This window comes from Streptomyces sp. NBC_00569, assembly GCF_036345255.1.
In the GTDB taxonomy this organism is placed as follows: Bacteria; Actinomycetota; Actinomycetes; order Streptomycetales; family Streptomycetaceae; genus Streptomyces.
In genome coordinates this window covers 9,926,431-9,948,375 of the sequence record NZ_CP107783.1, presented here as the reverse complement: position 1 = coordinate 9,948,375, position 21,945 = coordinate 9,926,431, and the positions used below count along the sequence as shown (strand labels likewise).

The window sequence follows — 21,945 nt, the reverse complement described above, 5'->3', positions numbered from 1 at the left end:
TCCGGACCGCTTCCCTGCCCCGTCACCCAAAAGTGGGTAACGGCACAAACTGCTCACCGCTGCTCGGCGTCTGCATCAGCTGGTCCGCTGAGGCTCCGCGGCGCGGCGCCATGCGAGGACGGTGGCGACGTCGGTTCTGTGCGGGCCGTCGAGGCGGTTCGAAGTCGCCGGCATCACCCTGATCGCATCGGGCGTCGCCCTCCTCGCCACCGGCTTGCTGTTCACTGAACGTCGGCGCGGCGCACTCGCACCTGCGCGGACGCATGGTTGCCCAAGTCGTGGGGGTACCGCGTGGCGCGGGATGCGACGGCCTGCGTCATGGCCGAGTCGACGAGGTGACGACGGCGGCTTCGCCCGCCGCCAGGGTCAGGGCCGTCCGATTTCCGGTGGTCGGCAACACAGCCGGGTGAAAGCCGGGCCAGGTACCGTCGTCGGCGACGTACCGTCCGTCGATGCGCACCTGTGGAGCGTCGAGGGTTCGGCCTGCGCCGTCGGGATCGTACGGGGTCATGCGGGAGATCTCGGCCTGCGCTCCCTTCAACGGCACGGTGACACGCACCGGATGGTCGGCCTTGTTGATGACGAAGAGGCGGTGTTCGCCGGACCCGGTGGTCAGCCGCCAGGCCTCGGGCGTGCGGTCCTGTGCGCCTGCAGTGGTGACCGTTGCCGGGCGCAGGTCCCAAGTGCCTTGCGCGAAGCGGGCGAACAGCAGCATCGCGTAGTAGAGCGGGGCGGCTCTGGGCGCTCCCATCGTCTCGGTGGGGTCGTAGTCGATCGCGTTGTAGTAGGCGTTGCCTTCCTCGGGGTGGAAGAAGGCGCGAACCTCGGCGTTGTGGAAATTGACGCCCGTGGCGGCGGTGGTGCAGCTTGCGTTCGCCTCCGGCCGGTCCGGCGGGCGCGGGCAGGCGGTGTGGAACATCAGGGACAGGGCGTACGTGGCGGAGGCGGCGACGTCGCTGACGCCGGCCGCACCGCGGTTGGCCGCTGTGCCGGTCTCCTCCAACCGGTAGCCGAGGCCGTGCTCGGCCGCCTCGTCGGCGTGGATGTAGACCTCGTAGTCGAGGCTCGCCAGGTGCTCGTCGGAGAGCAGGGAGGTGGTGCTGGCGCAGCGGTACGGCTTGTTGGCGCAGGTGCGGGCCAGCGGATAGAAGTGGTCGGAGGCCCACGCGCCGAAGGCGCCGGCCCGCGGTGACATGAACGGGGCCGCGGTGTCCAGGATCTGCGGCCAGTCGTGGAGGTAACGGGTGGCGGCGGTCGGGTCGGCGAGGGTCGTCCAGGGGAGGATGTCCTCGCTGGTGTTGGGGGCGATGACAGGGAAAGGGCCGGAGACGGACGGGTCCGCGTAAGTGGCCAGGTCGCCGAGGTAGCGGTCGAGATCGGCGCCGTAGGACAGGTCCGGCTCGTTCCCGAGCTCGATGCCGGCGATGTCCTTTGCGGCTTTGCCCGGGAACGCCGGTTCGACCCCCTGGGTGAGGAACGTCCTGGCGTGCTCCGGGCCGACCCAGGGCCTGGCGTCGGTCGGCGGGGACATGGCTGTGCCGAGGACGGCGCCCCAGCGAGGCTTGCCGTGACTGTCGTGAGCCACCTTGCCGGCGGCGTCCAGGGTGGACCGCACATACGCCAGATCCTCCGGCGTGATCACCCGGTTGGTGTTGACGGCCGTCGCGTCGAAGGGCATCTGGTCCTGTGAGGAACCACCGATGCGGAGGATTCCGGTGTGCAGGTTGCGCAGCAGGTTGACGAAGGCCGGCCGGGCGGAGGGGTTCAGGTACCGCTCGACCAGGGACCATTCGATGCTGAGTCCCACGAAGTGGTCGGGGATCCGGCCGCCTTGGGCCGGGGCAGTTGCCGGCACGGGTGCGACTGCCTGTGCCGCCGTTCCGGGCGCGGCTGCTGCGGCGGCCAGAGCGAGGGCACACGCGAGCGCTCGTGCCGTACGCCAGGGACGTGCGCGGTGCCGTTCCATGCCGCTCCTTCGCTCGCAGGCCACGCCCACGGGCGGAGCCGTACCTAGATCAAGCAAGGGGGTGGGTGGGCGCCGATCCGTCGGCTGGGTACCGCATCTGAGGCACCCAGCCGACGGGCCGCGCCCGCTGCGAGGGTCAGTCGGCGGTCGCTGCGGTGGGCGTGGGCGCCTGAACGGCGGCTCCCGCGGGACCGTCGGAGGACACCGCGGCAACGATCGCGTCGGCCTCGTCGTTCGGCTCGGGCTTGAGCAGACCGAACCCCATGTACACGACGAGAGAGGTGACCAGCGGCGTGGCCACGAGCCATGTCTGGTCGGCCGGTTCGATGCCGTACTTGAGGAGGAAATACGCTCCCAGACCGAGTGCCCACGAGCTGAGCGCCGCGATCGGGCCGCAGCGCCGGAAGGCCGGCAGCAGGCCGAGGAGCATGGGGATGGAGATCGGCCCCATGACGGCCGCGACCAGTGCCACGATGATGCCGAGGACACCGCCGAAGTGGTCGGCCTCGATCGCCACGATCATGCTGACCGACACGAAGACGACTGTGCACACGCGGGCGGCCAGCAGCCCCGCCTGGGTGCTCATCGTGCGGGCCCGGCGGGAGACGACCGGCAGGATGTCACGGGTGATGACGGCCGAGATGGCGTTGGCGTCGGACGAGGCCATCGCCATGGTGTGCGAGAACATGCCGGCGAGCGTGAGGCCGACGAGCCCTGCGGGCAGATATGCCTTCGCCATCAGCGCGTACACCTGTTGCGGGTCGGCGACGTGCGGCATCAGTACCCCGGCTGCGACGGACGGGAACAGCAGTACAGCCGGCCAGATCAGGTAGAGGACGGCGGAGAGGCCGGCCGAACGGCGGGCGGAGCGGGCGGAGTCGGTGGCCATGTAGCGCTGGGCCAGGTTCCACATGCCGCCGTTGTACTCGAAGAGCTTGATGACGATGTACGCGGTCAGGAAGCCGGCGGTCCACTGCCCCACCAGCGGGTGTGTGTGTCCCTCGGGCAGCTTGTCCCACATCGAGCCGAGGCCGGCGAACCCTCCGAGCTTGACGATCACAGCGATGAGCATGGCCAGCGCCGCGACGCCCTGGATGACGAACTGCCCGAAGTCGGTGAGGGCGTCGGCCCACAGCCCGCCGACTGTGCAGTACAGCAGGGTGACGACGCCGGTGATGAGGATGCCGGTGGCCATCGGCACGCCGGTGAAGACGTTGAGCAGGATCGCCACCGATGCCCACTTGGCGGCGACGTCGAAGACCTTCAGCAACGCGCCGCTCCAGGCGAGCGCCTGCTGGGTCGGGACGTTGTAGCGCTTGGCCAGGTATTCCAGCGGGGAGACCACGTTGAAGCGGGACCGCAGCCGGTTCCAGCGCGGCGCGAAGAGGAAGGCGCCGACGCCGGTGGCCAGCGCCAGCGGCACGAAGGCCCAGAAGTAGACGGTGATCCCGTAGCTGTAGGCGACGGCCGCGTACGCGACGAACACCGCCGCGCTGTAGCCGGACATGTGGTGGGAGATGCCGGACAGCCACCACGGCATCTTGCCGCCGCCGGTGAAGTAGTCGCCGACGCCGCTGATGCGGCGGTGCGACCAGACACCTATCAACAGCATCACCAGGAAGTAACCGGCGAGGGCTGTCCAGTCGAGCCATGCCATGAGAACTCCTTTTGAGGAGGCCGTCGCCTACCAGCGTGGCGAGCGGAGCCGGTATCCGGGGTGGAGCCGTTGCATGTAACCGGTGTCGTCCCTGTTGCGCAGTCCGCACGCCAGGTACTGCTCGTGCAACCGGGCCAGCGCGTCGCGGTCGAGCTCGATCCCGAGGCCCGGGGTGCGCGGCACCCGTACCGCACCGTCGGCGAAGGTGAAGACGCCCGGCTGGATGACGTCCTCGTCCTTCCAGGGCCAGTGCGTGTCGCAGGCGTAGCTGAGATGGGGAGTCGCGGCGGCCAGGTGGGTCATCGCCGCAAGGCTGATGCCGAGGTGCGAGTTGGAGTGCATGGACAGGCCGAGGCCGAATGTCTCGCAGATTCCGGACAGCAGCTTCGTGCGGTGCAGCCCGCCCCAGTAGTGGTGGTCGGAGAGCACCACCTGTACCGCGTCCTGGGCGACGCTCTGCGGCAGTTCATCGAAGGCGACGACGCACATGTTGGTGGCCAGCGGCATGGGTGAGGAGCGAGCCACCTCTGCCATGCCTTTTTGACCGGGTGTCGGGTCCTCCAGGTACTCCAGGACTCCGTCGAGTTCGGCAGCGACCTTGAGCGATGTGGGCACGGACCAGGCGGCGTTGGGGTCCAGGCGCAGCGGATGGCCGGGAAACTCCGCTCGCAGGGCGTGTACGGCCTCGATCTCCTTCTCGGGCGGCAGGACGCCGCCTTTGAGCTTGATGGCGGTGAAGCCGTATGCGTCGATCATGCGGCGGGCCTGGGCGACGATACCGTCGGTGTCGAGCGCCTCCCCCCACACATCGGGCTCTTCCCCGGGATGGGCCGCCCACTTGTAGAAGAGGTAGGCGCTGAAGGGCACTTCGTCGCGGACCGCGCCGCCCAGCAGGTCGGACACGGGCCTGCCGACCGCCTTGCCCTGGATGTCCAGGCAGGCGACCTCGAACGGCGAGAAGACCCGGTCGACCGTCGAGCTGGAGGTGATCATTCCGGTGAGGCCGTGGCCGTCCGCCCCGGTGTCGCCGGCGAGTCCGGCCGCGATCCGCTGATACATGGGGCCGAGCGCGTACACGTCCATGCCGGTGAGTGCGCGGGCCGCCCGGCCGAGGCGGCGCAGGTGGCCCTCGTCGGCGTAGGTCTCGCCCAGGCCGGTGAGACCCTGATCGGTGGTGATCTCGACGATCGCCCGCAGCGCGTAGGGCTCATGAACGCCCACTGCGTTGAGCAGCGGCGGGTCGCGGAAGGCGACCGGAGTGACGGTGATGCCGGTGATGCGCAGCCGGTCGGTCATCGCGCACCCGCCTCGTCGCACACGGCCAGCCCGGCCTCGGTGATCCGGCGCAGCTCGTCGAGATGCTCGGGAGCCGGGTCGACGAGCGGCGGCCGGACACCGCCGACGTCGAGCCCGCGCTGTCGTACGCCGGCCTTCACCAGGGAGATCGCATAGCCCGGAACTTTCTCCCGCAGGCTGACGAGCGGGTGGAAGAACCGCGTCAGCAGGGCATCGACCAGCTCGTGGTCGGCGTCGCGCACCGCGTGGTAGAAGGCGAGCGAGATCTCCGGGGCGAAGCAGAAGACCGCTGAGGAGTACAGCTCGACGCCGAGTCCGCGGTAGGCGGCGACCGTGGCCTCCGCCGTGGGGAGGCCGTTGAAGAACTGGAACGGTTTGTCGCCGCCGCGCAGTTCGTCGCGGACTGCGGAGAGGATTCGGGAGAGGTCACCGAGGTCGCCCACGCCGTCCTTGAACCCGGCGACGTGAGGCAGCCGGGCGACGTCCACTGCCGAGGCGCAGTCGAAGCGGGCGTTGTCGCGGTGGTAGACCACGAGCGGCAACTCTGTGGCGGCTGCGACGGAGTCGACGTACGCGACCAGGCCCGCGGCGGGCGATTTGACCAGGTACGGCGGCAGCAGGAGCAGGCCGTCCGCGCCGGCGTCGCGGGCTGCTCGGGCGAACTGCCGGGCGAGCGGCAGCGGCCCGCCGGTGCCGGCGTAGACCGGCACCTGCCCGGCTGTGACCTCGACGGTGACGCGTAGGACCTCGGCGTACTCCTGTGGCTCCAGGGCGTGGAACTCGCCGGTTCCGCAGGCCGCGAACACGCCGCCGGGGCCTGCCGCCAGACCGGCTCTGACGTGCTTCGCCAGGGCGGAGGTGTCGACCTCGCCGGCCGCGTCGAAGGGGGTGACGGGAAAGAACAGCACGCCGTCGAGATTCGGCACCAGGAGGCTCCTCGCAATACTGAGGACATATATGTGAATGCAGACCATGCTTGCAAACGCTCGGCGTGGACTGTAGGGACCCGGCCGACGGCGGGTCAACCCCTTTGCATCGTCTAAGGTCCTCGCATGGCCCAGGTGATACGCAAGCCGACTGTCGTGGACGTCGCCCGTGTGGCACAGGTGTCGACGGCGACTGTTTCGCGAGTCCTCAACGGCAGGCGTGTGGCGGACCCCGAACTCGTGCACCGGGTACGGCTCGCGGCTGCTGAACTCAACTACCGGCCCAGCGGCACCGCGCGCAGCCTCAAGGCCGGCGTCACCCGGCTCATCGGCGTCGTGGTGCCCGATCTGGGCAACCCCTCGTTCTCCGAGCTGCTGCGCGGGCTGGCCGACGCCACCGGCGCCCAGGACCACCGGCTGCTGGTCGCCGACGCCAAGGAGAGTCAAGACGAGGAGCGGACGCTGATCCAGGAACTCGCCCTGCACTGCGACGGCTTGGTGCTCTGCTCGCCGCGGCTACCGCTCGAGGACCTGGCGCAACTCGTGGCAACCCCGATGGTGTGCACCAACCGCGAGGTCGGCGACCTGTCGATGAGCTCGGCCGGCGTGGACTCGTACGCCGGCATGACCGCGGTCGTGCACCACCTCGCCGGGCTCGGGCACCGGCACCTCGGCTACCTCGCCGGCCCTCCGACGTCCTGGTCGAACGCCGAGCGCCAGCGCGCCTTCGAGGACACCACCGCCTCCCTGCGGCTCCCGCGCAGCGTGGTGCAGGCCGGCTCCACCAGCGACGACGGCCATCGCGCCCTGCCCGCATTGCTGGCAGCGGGGGTGAGCGGCGTCATCGCCTTCAACGACCTGGTGGCGATCGGTGCGCTGGCCCGGCTGCGCGAACAGGGCCTCGACGTGCCGGGGGACATATCGCTGGCCGGGTTCGACGACATTCCGGTCGCCGAATTCCTCGCACCGCCGCTGACGACCGTACGACTGCCGACCGAGGAGGTGGGCCGGCACGCCTGGGCTCTGCTGCGCGAGCAGTTGGAACGGGCCGGCCGGCACGGCACGGTGCGGCTGCCGACCGAGCTCGTGATGCGGGCATCCACGGGCGCGGCCACCCGGGCCTGAGCCGCGCCTTTCACGATCGCCAATTCCGTCGCAGCCGTTGACACGGAACGCGACGACGCGGGAGGGTCCGCCAACGAGAAAACGTTTACTCAGTGGATCTTGTTCGTCGAGGCGTCCGCCCCCGTCCAAGGAGCCCCAGCCATGCGCCTTCGCCCCGCGCCGTCAACGCTCGCCCGCACGGCGGTCCTGACATCGGCCGTCGCCCTGCTCGCTTGTACGGGACAGGCCGACGCCGCCCCGGCACCCGACACCTCGGCCCTGTCGGCGACACCCTTCGCCCTGGACGCCACCGGCTCGCCCTCACGGGCCACCTTCGACAGCGGCATGCAGGGCTTCTCCGTCGAGTCCGCGGACTTCGCCCATGGCTACCTCACCGAGGACCTGCTCGCCGAGCGGCTCAAGACCCTTGGCCCGCACGGCGTGCTGCGCCTCGGGGGCTACTCGATGGACCTCGTGTGGCCCGCGTTCGGCGCCGCCGCCGACACCTCCGCCCCGGCGCAGGCCATCGGCGGCACCGTCGACCAGTCGGACCTCGACGGCCTCAAGCAGCTGCTGGACGCGACCGGCTGGAAAGTCACGCTGGGCATGCCGCTGAAGTCCCTGATCGACCCGGCAGAACTGAAGAATCCCGCGAAGGACCCGGCGCCGCAGGTCACGATGGACCAGGTGGTGGGTGAGGTGAAGGCCGCCCACGCCACCCTCGGCGACGACCTGCTCTCCGTAGAGGTGGGGAACGAGTACGACAACGTCACCACGCTCACCCCCGCCGAAATGTGGTCGACCGTCAAGCACTACCAGGCCGAGATCGACGCCGCACTGCCGCACGCACACCTGAAGATGACCGGCCCGTCGGCCAATACGGCACTCACCAACTCCGTCATCGACGGCTTCGCCGACGCCGCGCTCGCCGACGGCCCCGACGCCCCGCGGCGGACCCTGGCCGAAATGGCCTCGCACCTGTACGCCGGCAGCCACTGCGGCACCTCGACCACCACCATGGCCCAGCTCATGTCGCCCGACACCTACCTCAAGGCCCGGACCAAGCTCCAGGGCATCAAGGCCGTCGGCGACCGCCTGCACCACACCGTGCCGATGACACTCAACGAGTCCAACAGCGCCTCCTGCAGCGGCCAGCCCGGCGTGAGCGACGCCTACGGCTCTTCCCTGTGGGCGCTGGACCACCTCCTCGAAACATCCCAGAACGGCGTCAGCCGACTCCTGTTCCACACCAACACCGCAGCGATCTGCGGCGACTTCAAACCCCGGGACTCGACCGACTACCCCATCTCGTACCGTTACTACGGCGCCTTCTGCGCCACCGACCAGGCCCAGCTCGACGCCCATCAGCTCTCCGCCTCGCCCCTCTATTACGGCCTGTGGACCTTCCGCCGGCTCCCGAAGGGCCACTTCGTCGACCTCGCACTGCCCGACGACACCCTCGGTGAACTGCGTGCCTACGGGATCGAGAATGGCAACGGCAAGCTTCACGTCGTCCTCATCAACGTCCAGGACCCGGCCGCGGCGGACGCCACCGACGACACGGTCACGATCAAACTCCCCCGCGGCATCCACACCGCCCGCGCCACGACCCTCGTCAGCTCAGCCCCCGGCGGCCTCTCCTCAGTGGACGCCGGCGCCATCACCCTCGGCGGCGCCAAGATGACCCCCTCGGGAACCGCGGACCGGACACCGCGGAGCACACCGGTGCACGTCGGCGCCGGCACATCGACCGTCACCGTGGCCCCGGGCAGCGCGCAGATCATCAGCTTCTCCCGCTGAACGGGCAGGCTGCACAGCTCTGCCTGATCGACCGCATTTCCTGCCGACCGCGCGGTGTGGTGACGCAACATCTCGTGGCGCGGCACCGGGTCCCGGCGGTCGCGGGGCGGTGCCGTCGCCGGCCAGCCCGTTGCCGCTGTCCGAAGGAGCCTCGTGACCAGCCGGGAGCCCAAGCGGGCCGAGGACACCGCGGACGACAGACGGCCAGCAGCAGTGCCGGGCGGAGCAACACGGATCCGCAACTGCGCCCGCAACCGCTGACCTGCCCCGACCGCACCATCCCGCCACATCGCCCGTCCCCACGAAGGAGATGCAGTGACGACCAAGACAGCCACGCCCCTGCGGCCACGCATCCGCGCCGCCACCGTGCTCGCCGTGACGGCCGCGGTCGTGGCCCTGCTGCCCGCCACCTCTCAGGCGAACGTGAACAGGTACACCGTCCAACCGAACTCCCCCAAACCAGCGGTGTGCAACAACTCCGGCACGGTCCCCGCCGGCACCTGGCTGCAGAACAAGCCGTGCGGCTACTGGGTCGGCACCGCCATGGCCGGCTCATCCTTCGACGTCCACCAGACCAACCCCAGCGACTACCACTACGGGCGCAGCTGGGGCGGCAACAACATCTGCGGCTGGATCCCGCCCGGCGCCCTCGGCTCCAGCCCGACCGCATCCGTCTCGGAGTCATGCAGCGACGCGATCAAGGACGACATCTCGCACCGCCGGACGGTCGGCCGCAACTTCAATGCCGCCGCGCACGCGGCCACGGACGGCACCGCGATCACGGTCGATCCGGCCTGCACGGCGTACTACAACTACTACACGACCAGCGCGTACAGCGACGGTTCACTGCGCGATGTGGCGGGCAACCCGGGCTCCACGGTGATGTACCGCTTCACGACGAACGGGCCGAACCCGGCGATCGTCGTCCGCGACAGCGCGATCGGATGGATCTTCCTGAGCAGCTCGTGCGTCACCGACTGGCGCGGCATCACCTTCTACAACGACAACGACTGACATCACATTCGCCTCCTCAGGCCTTCACGGTCTCCGCAGTTGCCGTCGTCCGTGACCTTCAGAACCGGCTGCTCGACCCCGCCGATCTGCTTTTGCCCGGCCGCCCCGCCCGTGCCGCGTCAGCGGGGTGGCCACCCTCCCTCGGATGCCCCCTGGAGTCACCCGGACGGCCCACACAGACCGTCTGCCGCCGGGCGCGCGGCGTGGTGCGGGCCAAGCATGGGGATCAGCAGCCCGTGCCCAGCAGTCCGCGGCACACCGGGTGCGGGCCACACCGCATTCAGGGCTGCCGCATTCGTGGCTGTGGACCGACCCGTGGACAGTGATGCCGACACGAACTGGTGAGGGTGCTGATGCCCGCTCACGATGAGCCGCTCCTCACCGTGGACGATCACGGCCGGGTCGTCGAGTGGAGCGTCGCGGCGGAAGACCTCTTCGGCCGTCCGGCGGCCCACGTCCTGGGACGCAGCGTGTTCGACGTCGTCGGCGCCACGACCACGCAGGGGCGGTCGTGGCGCATCGGGCCGCTCGCGCCGGAATCCCGCGAACGGACCTGGGGTGTGTGGCAGGAAAGGGACGACGACGGAGAAGGAGGGATGGGCGGGGACGAGAACCTGCCGGGTCTGGCCGAGGTGATCCTGGACGCCGTGTTCACCCAGGCGGATGTCGGTCTGCACTTCCTCGACCCCCAGCTGCGGGTCGTACGGGTCAACCCCTCGGCCATCGGGATGCGTGGCATCCCTCTGGGGGACATCATCGGGCTCCCGGCCACGGAGGCGTACGCGGCCATGGGCGTGCGGATCGAAGAGAGCATGCTCCGTGAGGTCCTCGTCTCCGGCGAGCCGGCCCGCGACGTTCTCCTTCGGAGCCGGCCACCCACCGACCCCGAACGCGAGCACATCTTCTCGGTGTCGATCTATCGCGTGCGCAGCAGGGCGGGCCGCACCCTGGGACTGGTCGCGACGACGGTGGACGTGAGCGCGCGCGAGCACGCCCAGGCCCGCCTGCGCCTGCTGCACAGGGCCCGCGAGCTGATCGGGCGCACCCTCGACGTGGAACGCACGGCCGGCGAGCTGGTGGACGTCACGGTGCCGGACTTCGCCGACAGTGCAATCGTGGCACTCACCGATGCCGTCCTGCAGGGCAGGACGCCTGAACTGTCGGCTCACGACGACGAGTTGCTGTTGCGCTGCGCTGCGGCGGGCAGTACCGGGGCCGGCTACCCGCCGCCACCGACGGGTTCGGCTCTGCTGCCCGAACTGTTCGGCCCGAAGCTGCCGTCGACTGTCACCATCCTGCCGGTGTCCGAACCGGACGGCGCCGACGCGGACGACACCCCCTACGGGCCGCGGCTTGTGGCGCCGCTGTCGGCACGGGGCCAGATCCTCGGGGCGGTCGCCTTCGAGCGCCGGCGCGGCAGCGAACCCTTCACTCCCGAGGACGTGGACCTGGCGAAGGGCATCACCACGCGCGCCGCGATCAGTCTGGAGAACGCGCTGCGCTTCACACGCGAGCACGTCGTCATGACCGCGCTGCAAAGCTGGCCCAGCGGGCAGGAACGGCAGACCCAACGGGCCGCCGAGATCGCCCAGCGCCACCACGCGGGCGGCAGCGGCGCCGGATCGTGGTTCGACGCTCTGCCTCTGCCCGGCTCCCGCCTCGCGCTGATCGTGGGGAAGGTCGAGAACCCGGGCCTGAGCGCGGTCGCCACCATGAGCCGCCTGCGGACCGCGGCCCAGGCCCTGACCACCCTGGACCTCGACCCGCACGAACTCCTGGCCCGGCTGCATTCCACCGTCCTGCGCCTCGCCCGCGAGCGAAAATACGCGCAGGGAAGCACCGACGAACCCACCGTGCACTGCACCATCGCCATCCACGACCCCGTCAGCGGGCGGCTCGATGCCGCACGGGCCGGCCGCTCGATGTTCACGATCGTCCGCCCGGACGGCACCGTGGACACCGCCCCCCTGCAGGAAGGGCCGCTCCTGGGAGAAGAAGGCCCCCCGTTCGCCTCCACCAGCCTCGTCCTGCCTGAGGGGAGCACGGTCTGCCTCGCCTCCCCCGCGGCCACCCGCGCGCAAGGCCCCACCCGAGGTGGCCTGGCCGCTGCTCTCGCGCATCCGGATCGCGGACCGCAGCAGATGGCAGACGACGTCGAACGCCTTCTGGCACCTGACCGTGTCCTGCTCGTCGCGCGCACCCGGCACCTGCCCCCGGACGAGCTCGCCGAGTGGAATGTGCCGCCCGAACTCCAGTCGGCCAGACCGGCCCGGGAACAGACACAGACACGCCTTCAGGAATGGGGCCTCGACGTCGACCCGTTCAGCGCCGAACTGGTCGTCAGTGAACTGGTCACCAACGCAATCCGATACGGCGCTCCCCCGATCACCCTCCGCCTAATCAGAGGGGAAACAACGCTGACGTGCGAAATCGACGACGCCGCGCTCACCGCCCCCTACCCCCGCCACGCCAAGGCGACGGACGAAGGCGGACGCGGACTGCACATCTGCGCAACACTCGCCAAAAGCTGGGGAGTTCGTTTCCGCGATGACGGCAAGACCGTCTGGGCCGTACTGGACGCCCAGACCGCCGAGCCGGATGCCGGATGAACTGACGTCAACCGGCCGGCACGGGCGGCCGCCGCGTCTGCTGGTTGCACCGTACGTGCTTGGGGTCTGACGATCGGGGGACATCTGAACTGACTTGCCTGTAGGGCGGGTGACAGAGTTCGCTGTACCCAAGCCTCACGTCAACTACCCGGTCGTGAGCGACGGGGTTTGCTACTCGAATCCATCACTGGCTGTGATGGGTTCGGCTGCGTCCGGGACTCACGCGATGAGGGTGAGTTCGGGGGCCGTTGACTGGGCCCCGCAGACCCACGCCATCCAGCCGCGTCGGCGGATGTTGTGGGACGCGTTGTGGTCTGCGTGATCAACGAATCCGCAGACCCGGCACGCGAAAACGGCCTGGGAAGGCCGGTTGTGGCGTGCGGTGTGGTGGCACTGCGAGCATTCCTGGCTGGTGTAGGCCGGATCGACATACATGATCGGCACTCCGGCCTTTTTCGCCTTGTAGGCGATGAAGGAGCCGAGCTGGGCGAAGGGCCAGGAGTGGAGCGTGGTGCGTTGGGGCTTTCTCAGCCGTGCCCGCTCGCGGATGCCCGTGAGTTGTTCCAGGGCGATCCCGCGACCGGTGCGTTCAGCCTCCGCCACGATCCGCTTCGAAATCTTGTGGTTGATGTCCTTGGCACGGCGGGCTTCCTTGCCGGCGTGCTTCTTCGCCCGCCGCTTGGCGGACTTGGTGTTCTTTTTCTGCAGCTTGGAGCGCAGCTTGCGGTCGTTGTTCCGCTTGCGGTTGATGCGGCGACCGCAGTGCCGTGTCCCGTCGGAGGTGACCGCGATGTTCACGATGCCCAGGTCGACACCGAGGAAGCCGGCCGGGTGAGTGTTCGGGGTCGTTTCGTCGATGTCGCAGGTGGCGATCAGGAACCATTTCCCGCCCTGGTACACCAGGTCGGACTCGCCCCGCCGGTGCGCCGCCAGGACCTTGAGCTGGTCGGCCTGCCCGGTGAACGCGACGTTCTTCAGCCGTCCGGTGGTGGTCCAGATCGATACCGTGCATGTCTGGTGCTGCCAGGACAGCATCCGGTCGTCGTATGGCTGCGCCGCCTGGGGCCGGAAGGCGATGGGCTTGCCCGCGGCGCGAGTGTGCTGCCTGGAACCGGGCCGTCCGTAACGTCCCGCCCGCAGGTTCGCCTTCAAGGTCGTGTAGGCGTCACAGGTCTTCTTGATCGCGTGCTGGGCAGCCTGAGCGCCCAGCCCCCACCGCAGGCGGATCTCGGCATAGGTGTGCTTGCGCAGCTGAAGCGGACGTTGTGCCTTCGTCTCGAAGGCGACGGAGGCGGCCCATGTGGCGGCCTCGTTGCAGGCGTGCAGGGTCGCCTCAAGTGCCGCCGCCTGCACGGGCGTTGGCAGCAGCTTCACCCGCACCACCAGCTTCACCCCGGCAGCGTAGCCAATACTCCTGGCCCATGCCGCCGCGATGGGAACCAAACCCAGACCTGAGAAGGGGCAGAGCGGTTATCCATACCCGCCATGCCCATTGCTTGAGACTGCCCTGAGGGTCCCGGCCAATTCGGCGAGCGCGATAGGCCCCGAGAGACCATGCGAGCCTGGTCATGGTGACGGCCCTGCTGGATGGAGCGACCGGCACCCTGGAAGGGTGGTGGATCCCCCCGTAGGGTGCGGTGGATGACCGATACATCCATTGCTCCGGGGATTCCGGATCGGCGCGGCCCTGGCTGGTATCTGTGGTGGCTGGTCACCTGTCAGCGTGGCCGGTGCGGTGTCGGGGCGGTGTTGGGCAGTGTTTGGATGGTCGGTTTGACGCTGCCTCCTTTTGTGCTCTCCCGCGCGGTCGATGACGGGCTGGAGCCGGGGCATTTGGGTGCGCTGGCGGGTTGGTGCGCGGTGCTGCTGGCCGTGGGGGTGGTGAATGCCTGGCTGGCCATCATGCGGCACCGCACGATGACCAAGGTTCGGTTGGATGGCGCCTTTCGTACGGTGCAGGTCGTGGTGGAGCACGCGACGCGGCTGGGGGCTGTGCTGCCGCGCCGGGTCCAGGCCGGAGAGGTGGTCACGATCGGGTTCGGTGATGCCGCGGCGATGGCGAACACGTTGACCGTCACCGGCCCCGGGGTCGGCGCTGTGTTTGCTTACGCCGTCGTCGCCGCGTTTTTGCTCTCCGTCTCCTGGCTGCTCGCCGTGGTCGTGCTGCTGGGTGTGCCGCTGCTCGCGCTGTTGGTCGGGCCGTTGCTGGGCCGGTTGCAGGGGGTCCAGATGGCTTACCGGGAGCAGCAGGGTGGGCTCACGGCCCGGTTCGGGGACATCGTCGCAGGACTGCGCGTCCTGGGTGGTCTTGGTGGCAAGCAGGTGTACGCCGAGCGTTACCGCCTTGACTCGCAAGCGCTGAAGGCGCAGGGGTACCGGGTCGCGGCGGTGACCAGTTGGATCGGTGCCTTCGGCGTCGGTCTGCCCATGCTGTTCCTTGCCGTGGTCACCTGGCTCGCGGCCCGAATGGCTGCTCAAGGGGCCATCAGCGTCGGGGATTTGGTGGCCGTCTATGGGTATGTCGCGGTTCTCGTGGTGCCGGTGTCGTTCTTCATCGAGGGCGGCTCCGATCTCAGCCGTGGACTGGTCGCCGCACGGCGTCTGCTGCGCTTCCTCGACCTGGAGCCCGGCGTGGCCGACCCCACGGCAGGCGTGGACGCGCCCGGGCCGACGTCCGTGCTGTGTGATCCGGCCTCCGGCGTCGAGGTGGCGCCCGGGAAGCTGACCGCGCTGGTCAGCGCCCGGCCCTCGCAGGCCGCGGCCGTGATCGAGCGCCTCGGACGGTTCACCGACACGGCGGCGACCCGGGGCGCGGTACGGCTCGACGACATCGTCCTTGAGCAGGTCCGCGACGGCATCCTGGTCGCAGACAGCGAGGCCGAACTGTTCGCCGGCACACTGCGCGAAGTGGTCGCGGGTCGTCGGGAACAGGACGAGGCGGCCCTCGCCCGCGCCGTCCGCGCGGCCATGGCGGACGACATCGTGCTGGGCCTGCGCGGCGGGCTCGACTCGCCCATCGATGCGCAGGGCCGCAACCTCTCCGGCGGCCAGCGGCAGCGTATCCGCCTGGTACGGGCGCTGCTGGCCGATCCCGAGGTACTGATGACAGCCGAGCCCACCTCGTCACTCGACGCGCACACCGAAGCGGCTGTCGCGGCCGGGCTGCGTGCCGTGCGCGACGGCCGGCCCACTGCCCGTCGCCGAGCCGTCTCATCTACGCCGTGCGACGCTTGAGCTGATTCGTCTCGATCGACGCGCCTTCGCCACCCTGATCGCCCTCAACGCGCTGGCAGCCGGCGCCGGCCTCGTCGGCCCGTGGCTGCTCGGCGGGATCATCGACGCGGTCAAGGCGGGCGGTGGTACGACGGCCGTGGACCGGTTCGCGCTCGCCATCGTCGTATGTGCGGCAGCGCAGTTGGTGCTCACGCGGTACGCCCGGTTGGTGGGGGACCGTTTCGGCGAGCGGACTTCGGCGCGGGTGCGTGAGCGGTTCGTCGACCGCGTGCTCGCGCTGCCGGCATCCGTCGTGGAGCGCGCCGGAACGGGCGATGTGACCACCCGTGGCAGCACCGATGTCGCGTCTGTCGCCGTCACTCTGCGCGACATCGGGCCGGACGTGCTCATCGCCGCGGTGCAGGCGTTGTTCATCCTCGGCGCGGTCTTTGCTCTTGACCCGCTGCTCGGCGCCTGTGCGGTGGTGGGGCTGAGCGGCATCTGGTTCGCCGGCCGCTGGTACCTGCACCGGGCGCGCTGCGCCTATCTCGCTGAGGGAGCCGCCAATTCGGTGCTCGCGGAGCTTGTGGCGACCACGGCCTCCGGCGCGCGCACCATCGAGGCCTTCGGCTTGCAGCAGCGACGCCTCACCGCGTGCCGGGAGGCGATCGAGAGGTGCCGGCGCACGCGGATGCGGACGCTGTTGCTGCGCAGCGTGCTCCTCCCGTCCGTGGACGTCTCTTACGTCTTTCCGGTGGTCGGCGTGCTGCTCGTCGGCGGCGTGCTGCGCGACCACGGCGCCATGAGCCTGGGTGCGGTGGTCGCTTCCGCGGTGTATCTGCGGCAACTGTCTGCCCCGCTGGACACGATCCTGCAGCGTCTGGAGCAACTGCAGGCCAGCAGCGCCTCCTTCGCCCGGGTCGAGGGGCTGGGACAGATACCCCAGGTACCCGCCGGCACCTCCAGTGCTCCCGCCGACAACCGCATCGAGGTGGCCGGCGTGCACTATGCCTACGACGACGGCGGCGATGTACTGCACGGCGTCGACCTGACCGTGAAGGTGGGCGAACGGCTGGCGATCGTCGGCCCTTCCGGTGCGGGCAAGTCCACCCTGAGCAGGCTGCTCGCGGGCATCGACGCGCCACGCACCGGAACGGCGACGGTCGGCGGGGCCCCGATCCGCGGCCTCCGTCCCGAACTGCTGCGCCGACAGGTCGTCCTGATCACCCAGGAACACCACGTCTTCCTCGGCACGGTCCGCGACAATCTGCTGATCGGGGCGCAGGGCGCCACTGATTCTGAACTCCACGCCGCCCTGGCGGCCGTCGGTGCCGAGTGGGCCGATGATCTGCCGGACGGCCTGGACACCGATCTGGGCGCTGCAGGGCATCGGCTCGACGGCGCGCAGGCACAGCAACTCGCCCTGGCACGTGTGGTGTTGGCCGATCCACACACGCTGATACTCGACGAGGCCACCGCACTCCTCGACCCGCGCACCGCACGCCACACCGAACGCGCGCTGGCCGCTGTCCTCGAAGGGCGCACCGTCATCGCCATCGCGCACCGCCTGCAAACCGCCCATGACGCCGACCGGATCGCCGTGATGGAAGGCGGCCGCATCACCGAACTCGGCCCCCACGACGACCTCGTGGCCTCGAACGGCGCTTACGCCGCGCTGTGGCAGTCGTGGCAGGGCGAGCAGCCGTCGACGTAGGGCCTCATGGTTCCCGTCATCCTGATCCACGGGCGATGCAGGCTGCTGCCCGGCGGGAGCCGCATGCTGTCGAATCACGGTCGCGGAGCCGGGTGAAATCCGCGTCCAGTGTGGGGTCGTACGCCTCGTGCTGGATGCCGAGCTCGTGCGTGGAGCATGCGTGGAGCACTCACCGAACCGGTCGATGCGTTCGGTCGGGTACGGCGAGATGTGCGCCAGGTCTTCCGGACCGATCTCCCGCCCCTCCCCCAGCGGCTGGACGAAATCTTTGGGGCCCCGGTCGCCCCCGAACCGGGCCCGGCGCCCCCCGATCGGCCTGCCACCCCCGCAGGTCGGCACGATCCTCCCTCGAAGGACCGGACCCTGCGCGGTCGTCCGGCGCTTGACCCGGTTGCTCGACCCCTGCCGCTCGGCCTCGGTCAGGACCGGCGGCTCAAGTCTGCTGTCACCTCTGTCCGACAGCACGCCGAGACGCACCCGCAGCCGTCTTGCCGTATGCACCACCTGGTACGCGAAACGCCTCACGCCGTACCGAATCAACTCACGCCAGCTCCCTATGACGAGGGCGTGGCGGCCGTTCCTGCCGGCCCGGCGAGAAGGTGGCGGGTGGCCGGGGAGACGGGTGCGCTCAGCAGGGCGACGGCCGAGTCGACGAGGCCGGCCGCGAGCAGGTCCCGGGTGGCGAGGCCGCTGGGTGCCTCGCCGTGCAGCTGGAGCAGGTGCTCTTGCTGGGCGAGGGTGTGCAGCAGTAAGCCGATCAGGAAGTCCCAGCGCTGGGCACGGACTTCGGCGGGCAGGTCGGCCATGCACGCGTCGATCCGGCTGCGCAGGGCGTGCACGCCGCGGGTCCACTCCTGGGCGGTGAGGTCGAAGGGGGCGATCTCGTGCACGTACAGGGCGTTGGCGACGAAGCGGAGGAACCAGCCGGGTTCCTCCGGGGTGCCGAGCCGGCCTGTCATCGAGTGGACGAGGATCGCCACGAGAGAGCGCAGGTCGTGGCCTCGCTCCTGCTCGTCGAGCCCGGCGAGCAGGCGCAGTTGCTCCTCGGACGCCGGGGCAAGGCGGTGGGCGTAGATCGCGTCGATCAGGGCGCGCTTGGTGCCGAAGTGGTAGGCGACGGCCGAGGTGTTGCGCTGCTCGGCCGCCGCGGCGATCTCTCGGGAGGACACGGCGTTGAGGCCGCGCTCGGCATAGAGCCGTTCCGCCACTTCGATGAGCCGGACTCGGGTGCTCGTCGTCGGGGTTCGCACGGTCGCCATGATGCAAGTCTTGCCCGTCTAACGCAACTGCGTTAGAACAGACGCCTCACCCCGACCTCCTTCCGCGGCCGAGCCGGCACCACTTTCACCAAACAAGCGCTTGGTCGCCCGCATTCAGGAGTCACTCATGCGCGACGCTTCACCGTCCGACCCGGACACAGCCCCCGCCGCACTTCCCTCCTCGCGCGGCGCGAGGCGACTCGAAGGCAGGCCGACCGCCTTCTACGTCCTGCTCCTGGTGCCTCTCGTCCTGCTCACCGAGATCGCCGCGCTCGAAATCACCCTGATCTACCCGGCGTTGCAGGCCATGCAGGCAGAGTTCGACACCCCGTCCATCGGCTGGGCTCTGACGGTCACGAGCCTGATGGGCGTAGTGGCACAGCCGATGCTCGGCAAGGTCGCCGATGTCATCGGCAAAAAGCGGTGATCCTCTACGCCGCCGTCGCGTTCATGGCGGGCTCTGCGGTCTGTGCGCTGGCTCCGTCCTTCCCGATACTGCTCATCGGCCGCGCACTGCAGGGCGTGTGCATGGTCGTGGCCCCAGCGGCGTACGGGCTGATCCGCGACATCCTGCCGGCGCGTGCCGTACCCGTGGCCATGGGCGCCATCACGACAGGGCTCGGGCTCAGTTCCCTCGCGGGTCCGCTGATCGGCGGTGCGCTCGTCAGCGCCTTCGGGTTCCGGGCAGTCTTCTGGTTCTGCCTGCTCTACGCGGCGGTGCTCGCCCCGGTCGTGCTGCTGGTGCTTCCCGAGTCGACGGTGCGGCTGCGGCGGCGGATCGATGGCGCGGGCGGGCTGCTGCTCGGTTCGGGCGTCGGAGCCCTGCTGCTGGCGGTGGGCCAGGGCAGAGCCTGGGGGTGGCTGTCCCCCTCCACTCTGTCCTGCTTCACCGTAGCTGCCGGACTCCTCGCCCTCTTCGTACGGGTCGAACTGCGTGCCGAGGAACCCCTCGTCGACCTGCGGCTGTTGACCGGGCCCGCACTGCGCTGGACGTTGCTGGCCACGTACGGCGGCGCGTTCGCCATCGGCGGCTACGGCTATCTCATCCCGCTGCTCGTGCAGTCCCCCGAGTCGGCGGGATACGGACTCGGCCTCGGTGCGATGGGGGTGGCGCTGTTCCTGGTGCCGCAGGGGGTGCTGGCGTCGGTGTGCGGACCGCTGGGCGGCCTGTTGGCCCGGCATCGTGCGCCCCGTACGGCCCTGCTGGTCGCCGCGTCGGCACTGACGGCGAGCTCGCTGTGCGTGGCTCTTCTGCACACCGCCGCCTGGCAGTTCTTCCTCGCGGCAGTCCTGCAGGGCGTCGGGTTCGGGTTCTTCTTCGTCTCCGCGTCGAACCTGGTGATCGAGGCCGTGCCCGCCACGCACACCGCCGTGAGCGCCGGAATGATGGGCGTCGCCAACAACCTCGGCAACGCCACCGGTGTGACCGTGTTCGGTGCCGTACTCGCCGCCCATCTCCTCACCGGCGGCCACGACGGGCACCCCGCCGTCCACGCGGAGTCCGGCTTCGTTCTCGCCCTGCTCACCGCCGCCTGCGCTGCGGGGGGCGCCCTGCTGATCGCGGCATTCATGCGGCACGGCCGCACACCCGCGACCGGCGGCGCCACGGCCCCGGCGCACTGACACGTGCCGTACCGGCCCACACACCGAAGCCCGTACCGGCCACGCAACCCGTACCGCCCCTACCGAAAGGCACCCTCGTGAAGAAGAAGCCCAACATCCTGCTCGTCGTCTCCGACCAGGAGCGTCAGCGCGGCTGGCTACCGCCACAGGTCCGGCTGCCCTGGCGCGAGCGGCTGCTCGCCGAGGGCCTGGAGTTCACCAACTACTGGACTCACTCAGCCCCTTGCTCCCCCTCCCGCGCGACCATGATGACCGGGCAGTACGTGACCCAGCACCAGGTCGCCGAGAACGTGATCTTCCCCTGGCAGCCCGAACTGCCCACCACGGTCCCAACCATCGGCACCGCCCTGCGCAAGGCCGGCTACGGCACCTCCTACATCGGCAAGTGGCACCTGTCCCGATCCACGCGGCCCGACATGGAGGCGTACGGATACGGCGACTGGGACGGCAACGACCACCATTTCATGGGCATGGCCGGCACCGGCGTGCACTTCGACCCCGTCATCGCCGCCAACGCGGCCAACTGGCTCCGGCACAACGCCGGTTCGCAGGAGCCGTGGTTCCTGACCGTAGCGCTCGTCAACCCGCACGACGTGATGTGGTACCCGATCGACCAGCCGGAGTACCAGCGGGCCAACCCGAGGATGCTGGAGTTCGTCCGGAGTTTCCTGGACGCCGACGACTGGGGGCGCGGCCAGGCGATCCCGCCCTTCGAGGACGCCTACGACGAGATCTTCGACGAGCTCCCCGAGAACTTCGACGACGACCTCCACACGAAACCGGACACCCAGCGGCAGTGGCGGCACGACCAGCAGAACAGCCTGTGGGGGCGCATCGAACCAAAGGACAAGAAGTCCTGGCTGCGGCAGCTCGACTACTACGTCAGGCTCCACCAGCTGGGCGACGAAAGCCTCGGCACCGTCCTCGGCGCCCTGGAGGAGTCCGGCGGCTGGAACGACACCGTCATCATCTTCACCTCCGACCACGGCGACATGTGCGGCTCCCACGGCCTGCGCTCCAAGGGCCCCTTCGTCTACGACGAGATCATGCGCGTCCCCTGCTACGTGAAGGCAACCGGCCTCACCCGCCCTGGCAGCACCACCGACTCGCTCGCCTCGCACGTGGACCTCGCGAGCACCATCTGCGCGCTGGCCGGGGCCGCTCCCGCCCCCTCCTTCCGCGGCAAGGACCTCTCCCCGATACTCAGCGATCCAGCGGCGAAGGTGCGCGACTACGTGCTCTTCGCGCATGACTCGGTGCACACGCGGCAGATCCAGCAGACCCGCTACGCGGTGCGCGGCATGTTCGACGGCCGCTACAAGTACGCCCGTTACTTCGGCGTCGGCGGCGGCCTGCCCGCCGACCGGCCCGAGATCCCCGAACCCACGAAGATGCTCTTCGGCCCGGACGCCGACTTCGACGACTGCGACCATGAGCTCTACGACCTCCAGGACGACCCGCACGAACTGGTCAACCTGGCCATGGACCGCGGCCGCCGCAACGAAATGCGCGACAGGTTCACGCTGATGAGGTCCGTCGAGAGGACAGACCTGGCACCACTGAAGAGCACAGGCCCCTGACGGAACCAGTGGGACGGGGAGCAAGACTGCCCGGCAAACGACCTCCGGACAGATCGCCGGAACCAACGAGCTCGTGTGGCGATCCACGTCTCGTCTCAGTGGCAGTCGCTTCGACGTGCCTACGGGAGTCACCATCTGGCCGACGTGCCGCCGAAACGGGAGCCCAGCGGTCGAACCACCCGAT

Annotated in this window: 15 protein-coding genes; 9 read left to right on the top strand and 6 right to left on the bottom strand. The window is 69.6% G+C overall.

The window, feature by feature from the left end; all coding sequences use genetic code 11:
* Positions 1 to 316 precede the first annotated feature (316 nt).
* From OHO83_RS44890 to OHO83_RS44875, 4 genes are all read right to left on the bottom strand, one after another.
* On the bottom strand, positions 317 to 1,966 hold the full coding sequence (locus tag OHO83_RS44890; RefSeq protein WP_266681382.1) for a hypothetical protein: 1,650 nt from the start codon (positions 1,964 to 1,966) through the stop codon (positions 317 to 319).
* Between the two features lie 136 nt (positions 1,967 to 2,102).
* Positions 2,103 to 3,623 (bottom strand): sodium:solute symporter family protein, encoded by a 1,521-nt coding sequence (locus OHO83_RS44885; RefSeq protein ID WP_266681380.1) that lies wholly within the window; start codon positions 3,621 to 3,623, stop codon positions 2,103 to 2,105.
* A 27-nt stretch (positions 3,624 to 3,650) separates the two neighbouring features.
* Positions 3,651 to 4,919, bottom strand: a complete 1,269-nt coding sequence (locus OHO83_RS44880) for a glucarate dehydratase family protein (protein WP_266681378.1) — start codon at positions 4,917 to 4,919, stop codon at positions 3,651 to 3,653.
* Complete coding sequence (locus OHO83_RS44875) at positions 4,916 to 5,893, bottom strand: 5-dehydro-4-deoxyglucarate dehydratase (RefSeq protein ID WP_266681376.1); 978 nt, start codon at positions 5,891 to 5,893, stop codon at positions 4,916 to 4,918. The genes OHO83_RS44880 and OHO83_RS44875 overlap by 4 nt, the downstream gene beginning before the upstream one ends.
* A 78-nt stretch (positions 5,894 to 5,971) precedes the next feature.
* Between OHO83_RS44875 and OHO83_RS44870 the strand changes: the two genes are divergently transcribed.
* From OHO83_RS44870 to OHO83_RS44855, 4 genes are all read left to right on the top strand, one after another.
* On the top strand, positions 5,972 to 6,970 hold the full coding sequence (locus tag OHO83_RS44870; protein ID WP_266681374.1) for a LacI family DNA-binding transcriptional regulator: 999 nt from the start codon (positions 5,972 to 5,974) through the stop codon (positions 6,968 to 6,970).
* A 141-nt stretch (positions 6,971 to 7,111) separates the two neighbouring features.
* Positions 7,112 to 8,749 carry a glycosyl hydrolase family protein gene (locus OHO83_RS44865; protein ID WP_266681372.1) on the top strand — a complete coding sequence of 546 codons (1,638 nt, stop codon included), beginning with the start codon at positions 7,112 to 7,114 and terminating at the stop codon, positions 8,747 to 8,749.
* A 315-nt stretch (positions 8,750 to 9,064) separates the two neighbouring features.
* A complete protein-coding gene (locus tag OHO83_RS44860; protein WP_266681370.1) occupies positions 9,065 to 9,763 on the top strand; it encodes a hypothetical protein in 699 nt (232 codons plus the stop codon).
* 353 nt (positions 9,764 to 10,116) lie between these two features.
* Positions 10,117 to 12,372, top strand: a complete 2,256-nt coding sequence (locus OHO83_RS44855; protein ID WP_266681368.1) for a SpoIIE family protein phosphatase — start codon at positions 10,117 to 10,119, stop codon at positions 12,370 to 12,372.
* 219 nt (positions 12,373 to 12,591) lie between these two features.
* On the opposite strand, the gene OHO83_RS44850 is transcribed toward OHO83_RS44855, so the two are convergent.
* The gene (locus OHO83_RS44850) at positions 12,592 to 13,764 is read right to left on the bottom strand and encodes an RNA-guided endonuclease InsQ/TnpB family protein (RefSeq protein ID WP_266681366.1); all 1,173 of its coding nucleotides are present in this window, start codon (positions 13,762 to 13,764) and stop codon (positions 12,592 to 12,594) included.
* Positions 13,765 to 14,013: 249 nt separating this feature from the next.
* Between OHO83_RS44850 and OHO83_RS44845 the strand changes: the two genes are divergently transcribed.
* Positions 14,014 to 15,606 carry an ABC transporter ATP-binding protein gene (locus OHO83_RS44845; RefSeq protein WP_330280682.1) on the top strand — a complete coding sequence of 531 codons (1,593 nt, stop codon included), beginning with the start codon at positions 14,014 to 14,016 and terminating at the stop codon, positions 15,604 to 15,606.
* Positions 15,539 to 17,299 carry an ABC transporter ATP-binding protein gene (locus tag OHO83_RS44840; protein ID WP_266681362.1) on the top strand — a complete coding sequence of 587 codons (1,761 nt, stop codon included), beginning with the start codon at positions 15,539 to 15,541 and terminating at the stop codon, positions 17,297 to 17,299. The genes OHO83_RS44845 and OHO83_RS44840 overlap by 68 nt, the downstream gene beginning before the upstream one ends.
* 554 nt (positions 17,300 to 17,853) lie before the next feature.
* Here the strand turns inward: OHO83_RS44840 and OHO83_RS44835 are convergent.
* Positions 17,854 to 18,558 carry a TetR/AcrR family transcriptional regulator gene (locus tag OHO83_RS44835; protein ID WP_266681360.1) on the bottom strand — a complete coding sequence of 235 codons (705 nt, stop codon included), beginning with the start codon at positions 18,556 to 18,558 and terminating at the stop codon, positions 17,854 to 17,856.
* Between the two features lie 127 nt (positions 18,559 to 18,685).
* Between OHO83_RS44835 and OHO83_RS44830 the strand changes: the two genes are divergently transcribed.
* The 3 genes from OHO83_RS44830 to OHO83_RS44820 all read left to right on the top strand — a co-directional run bounded on the left by OHO83_RS44830 (position 18,686) and on the right by OHO83_RS44820 (position 21,761).
* Positions 18,686 to 18,985, top strand: a complete 300-nt coding sequence (locus OHO83_RS44830; RefSeq protein WP_266681358.1) for a hypothetical protein — start codon at positions 18,686 to 18,688, stop codon at positions 18,983 to 18,985.
* Positions 18,982 to 20,181, top strand: a complete 1,200-nt coding sequence (locus OHO83_RS44825; RefSeq protein WP_266681356.1) for an MFS transporter — start codon at positions 18,982 to 18,984, stop codon at positions 20,179 to 20,181. Before OHO83_RS44830 ends, OHO83_RS44825 begins: the two co-directional genes overlap by 4 nt.
* Positions 20,182 to 20,258: 77 nt before the next feature.
* Positions 20,259 to 21,761: a sulfatase-like hydrolase/transferase gene (locus OHO83_RS44820; RefSeq protein ID WP_330280681.1), complete on the top strand. Its 1,503-nt coding sequence runs from the start codon at positions 20,259 to 20,261 to the stop codon at positions 21,759 to 21,761.
* Positions 21,762 to 21,945 lie beyond the last annotated feature (184 nt).

Coding starts and splice junctions, on each gene's coding strand:
- OHO83_RS44835 (WP_266681360.1), bottom strand. CDS start 18,558: ATGGCGACCGTGCGAACCCCGACGACGAGCACCCGAGTCCGGCTCATC.
- OHO83_RS44890 (WP_266681382.1), bottom strand. CDS start 1,966: ATGGAACGGCACCGCGCACGTCCCTGGCGTACGGCACGAGCGCTCGCG.
- OHO83_RS44855 (WP_266681368.1), top strand. CDS start 10,117: ATGCCCGCTCACGATGAGCCGCTCCTCACCGTGGACGATCACGGCCGG.
- OHO83_RS44830 (WP_266681358.1), top strand. CDS start 18,686: ATGCGCGACGCTTCACCGTCCGACCCGGACACAGCCCCCGCCGCACTT.
- OHO83_RS44885 (WP_266681380.1), bottom strand. CDS start 3,623: ATGGCATGGCTCGACTGGACAGCCCTCGCCGGTTACTTCCTGGTGATG.
- OHO83_RS44845 (WP_330280682.1), top strand. CDS start 14,014: ATGACCGATACATCCATTGCTCCGGGGATTCCGGATCGGCGCGGCCCT.
- OHO83_RS44875 (WP_266681376.1), bottom strand. CDS start 5,893: ATGGTCTGCATTCACATATATGTCCTCAGTATTGCGAGGAGCCTCCTG.
- OHO83_RS44880 (WP_266681378.1), bottom strand. CDS start 4,919: ATGACCGACCGGCTGCGCATCACCGGCATCACCGTCACTCCGGTCGCC.
- OHO83_RS44870 (WP_266681374.1), top strand. CDS start 5,972: ATGGCCCAGGTGATACGCAAGCCGACTGTCGTGGACGTCGCCCGTGTG.
- OHO83_RS44865 (WP_266681372.1), top strand. CDS start 7,112: ATGCGCCTTCGCCCCGCGCCGTCAACGCTCGCCCGCACGGCGGTCCTG.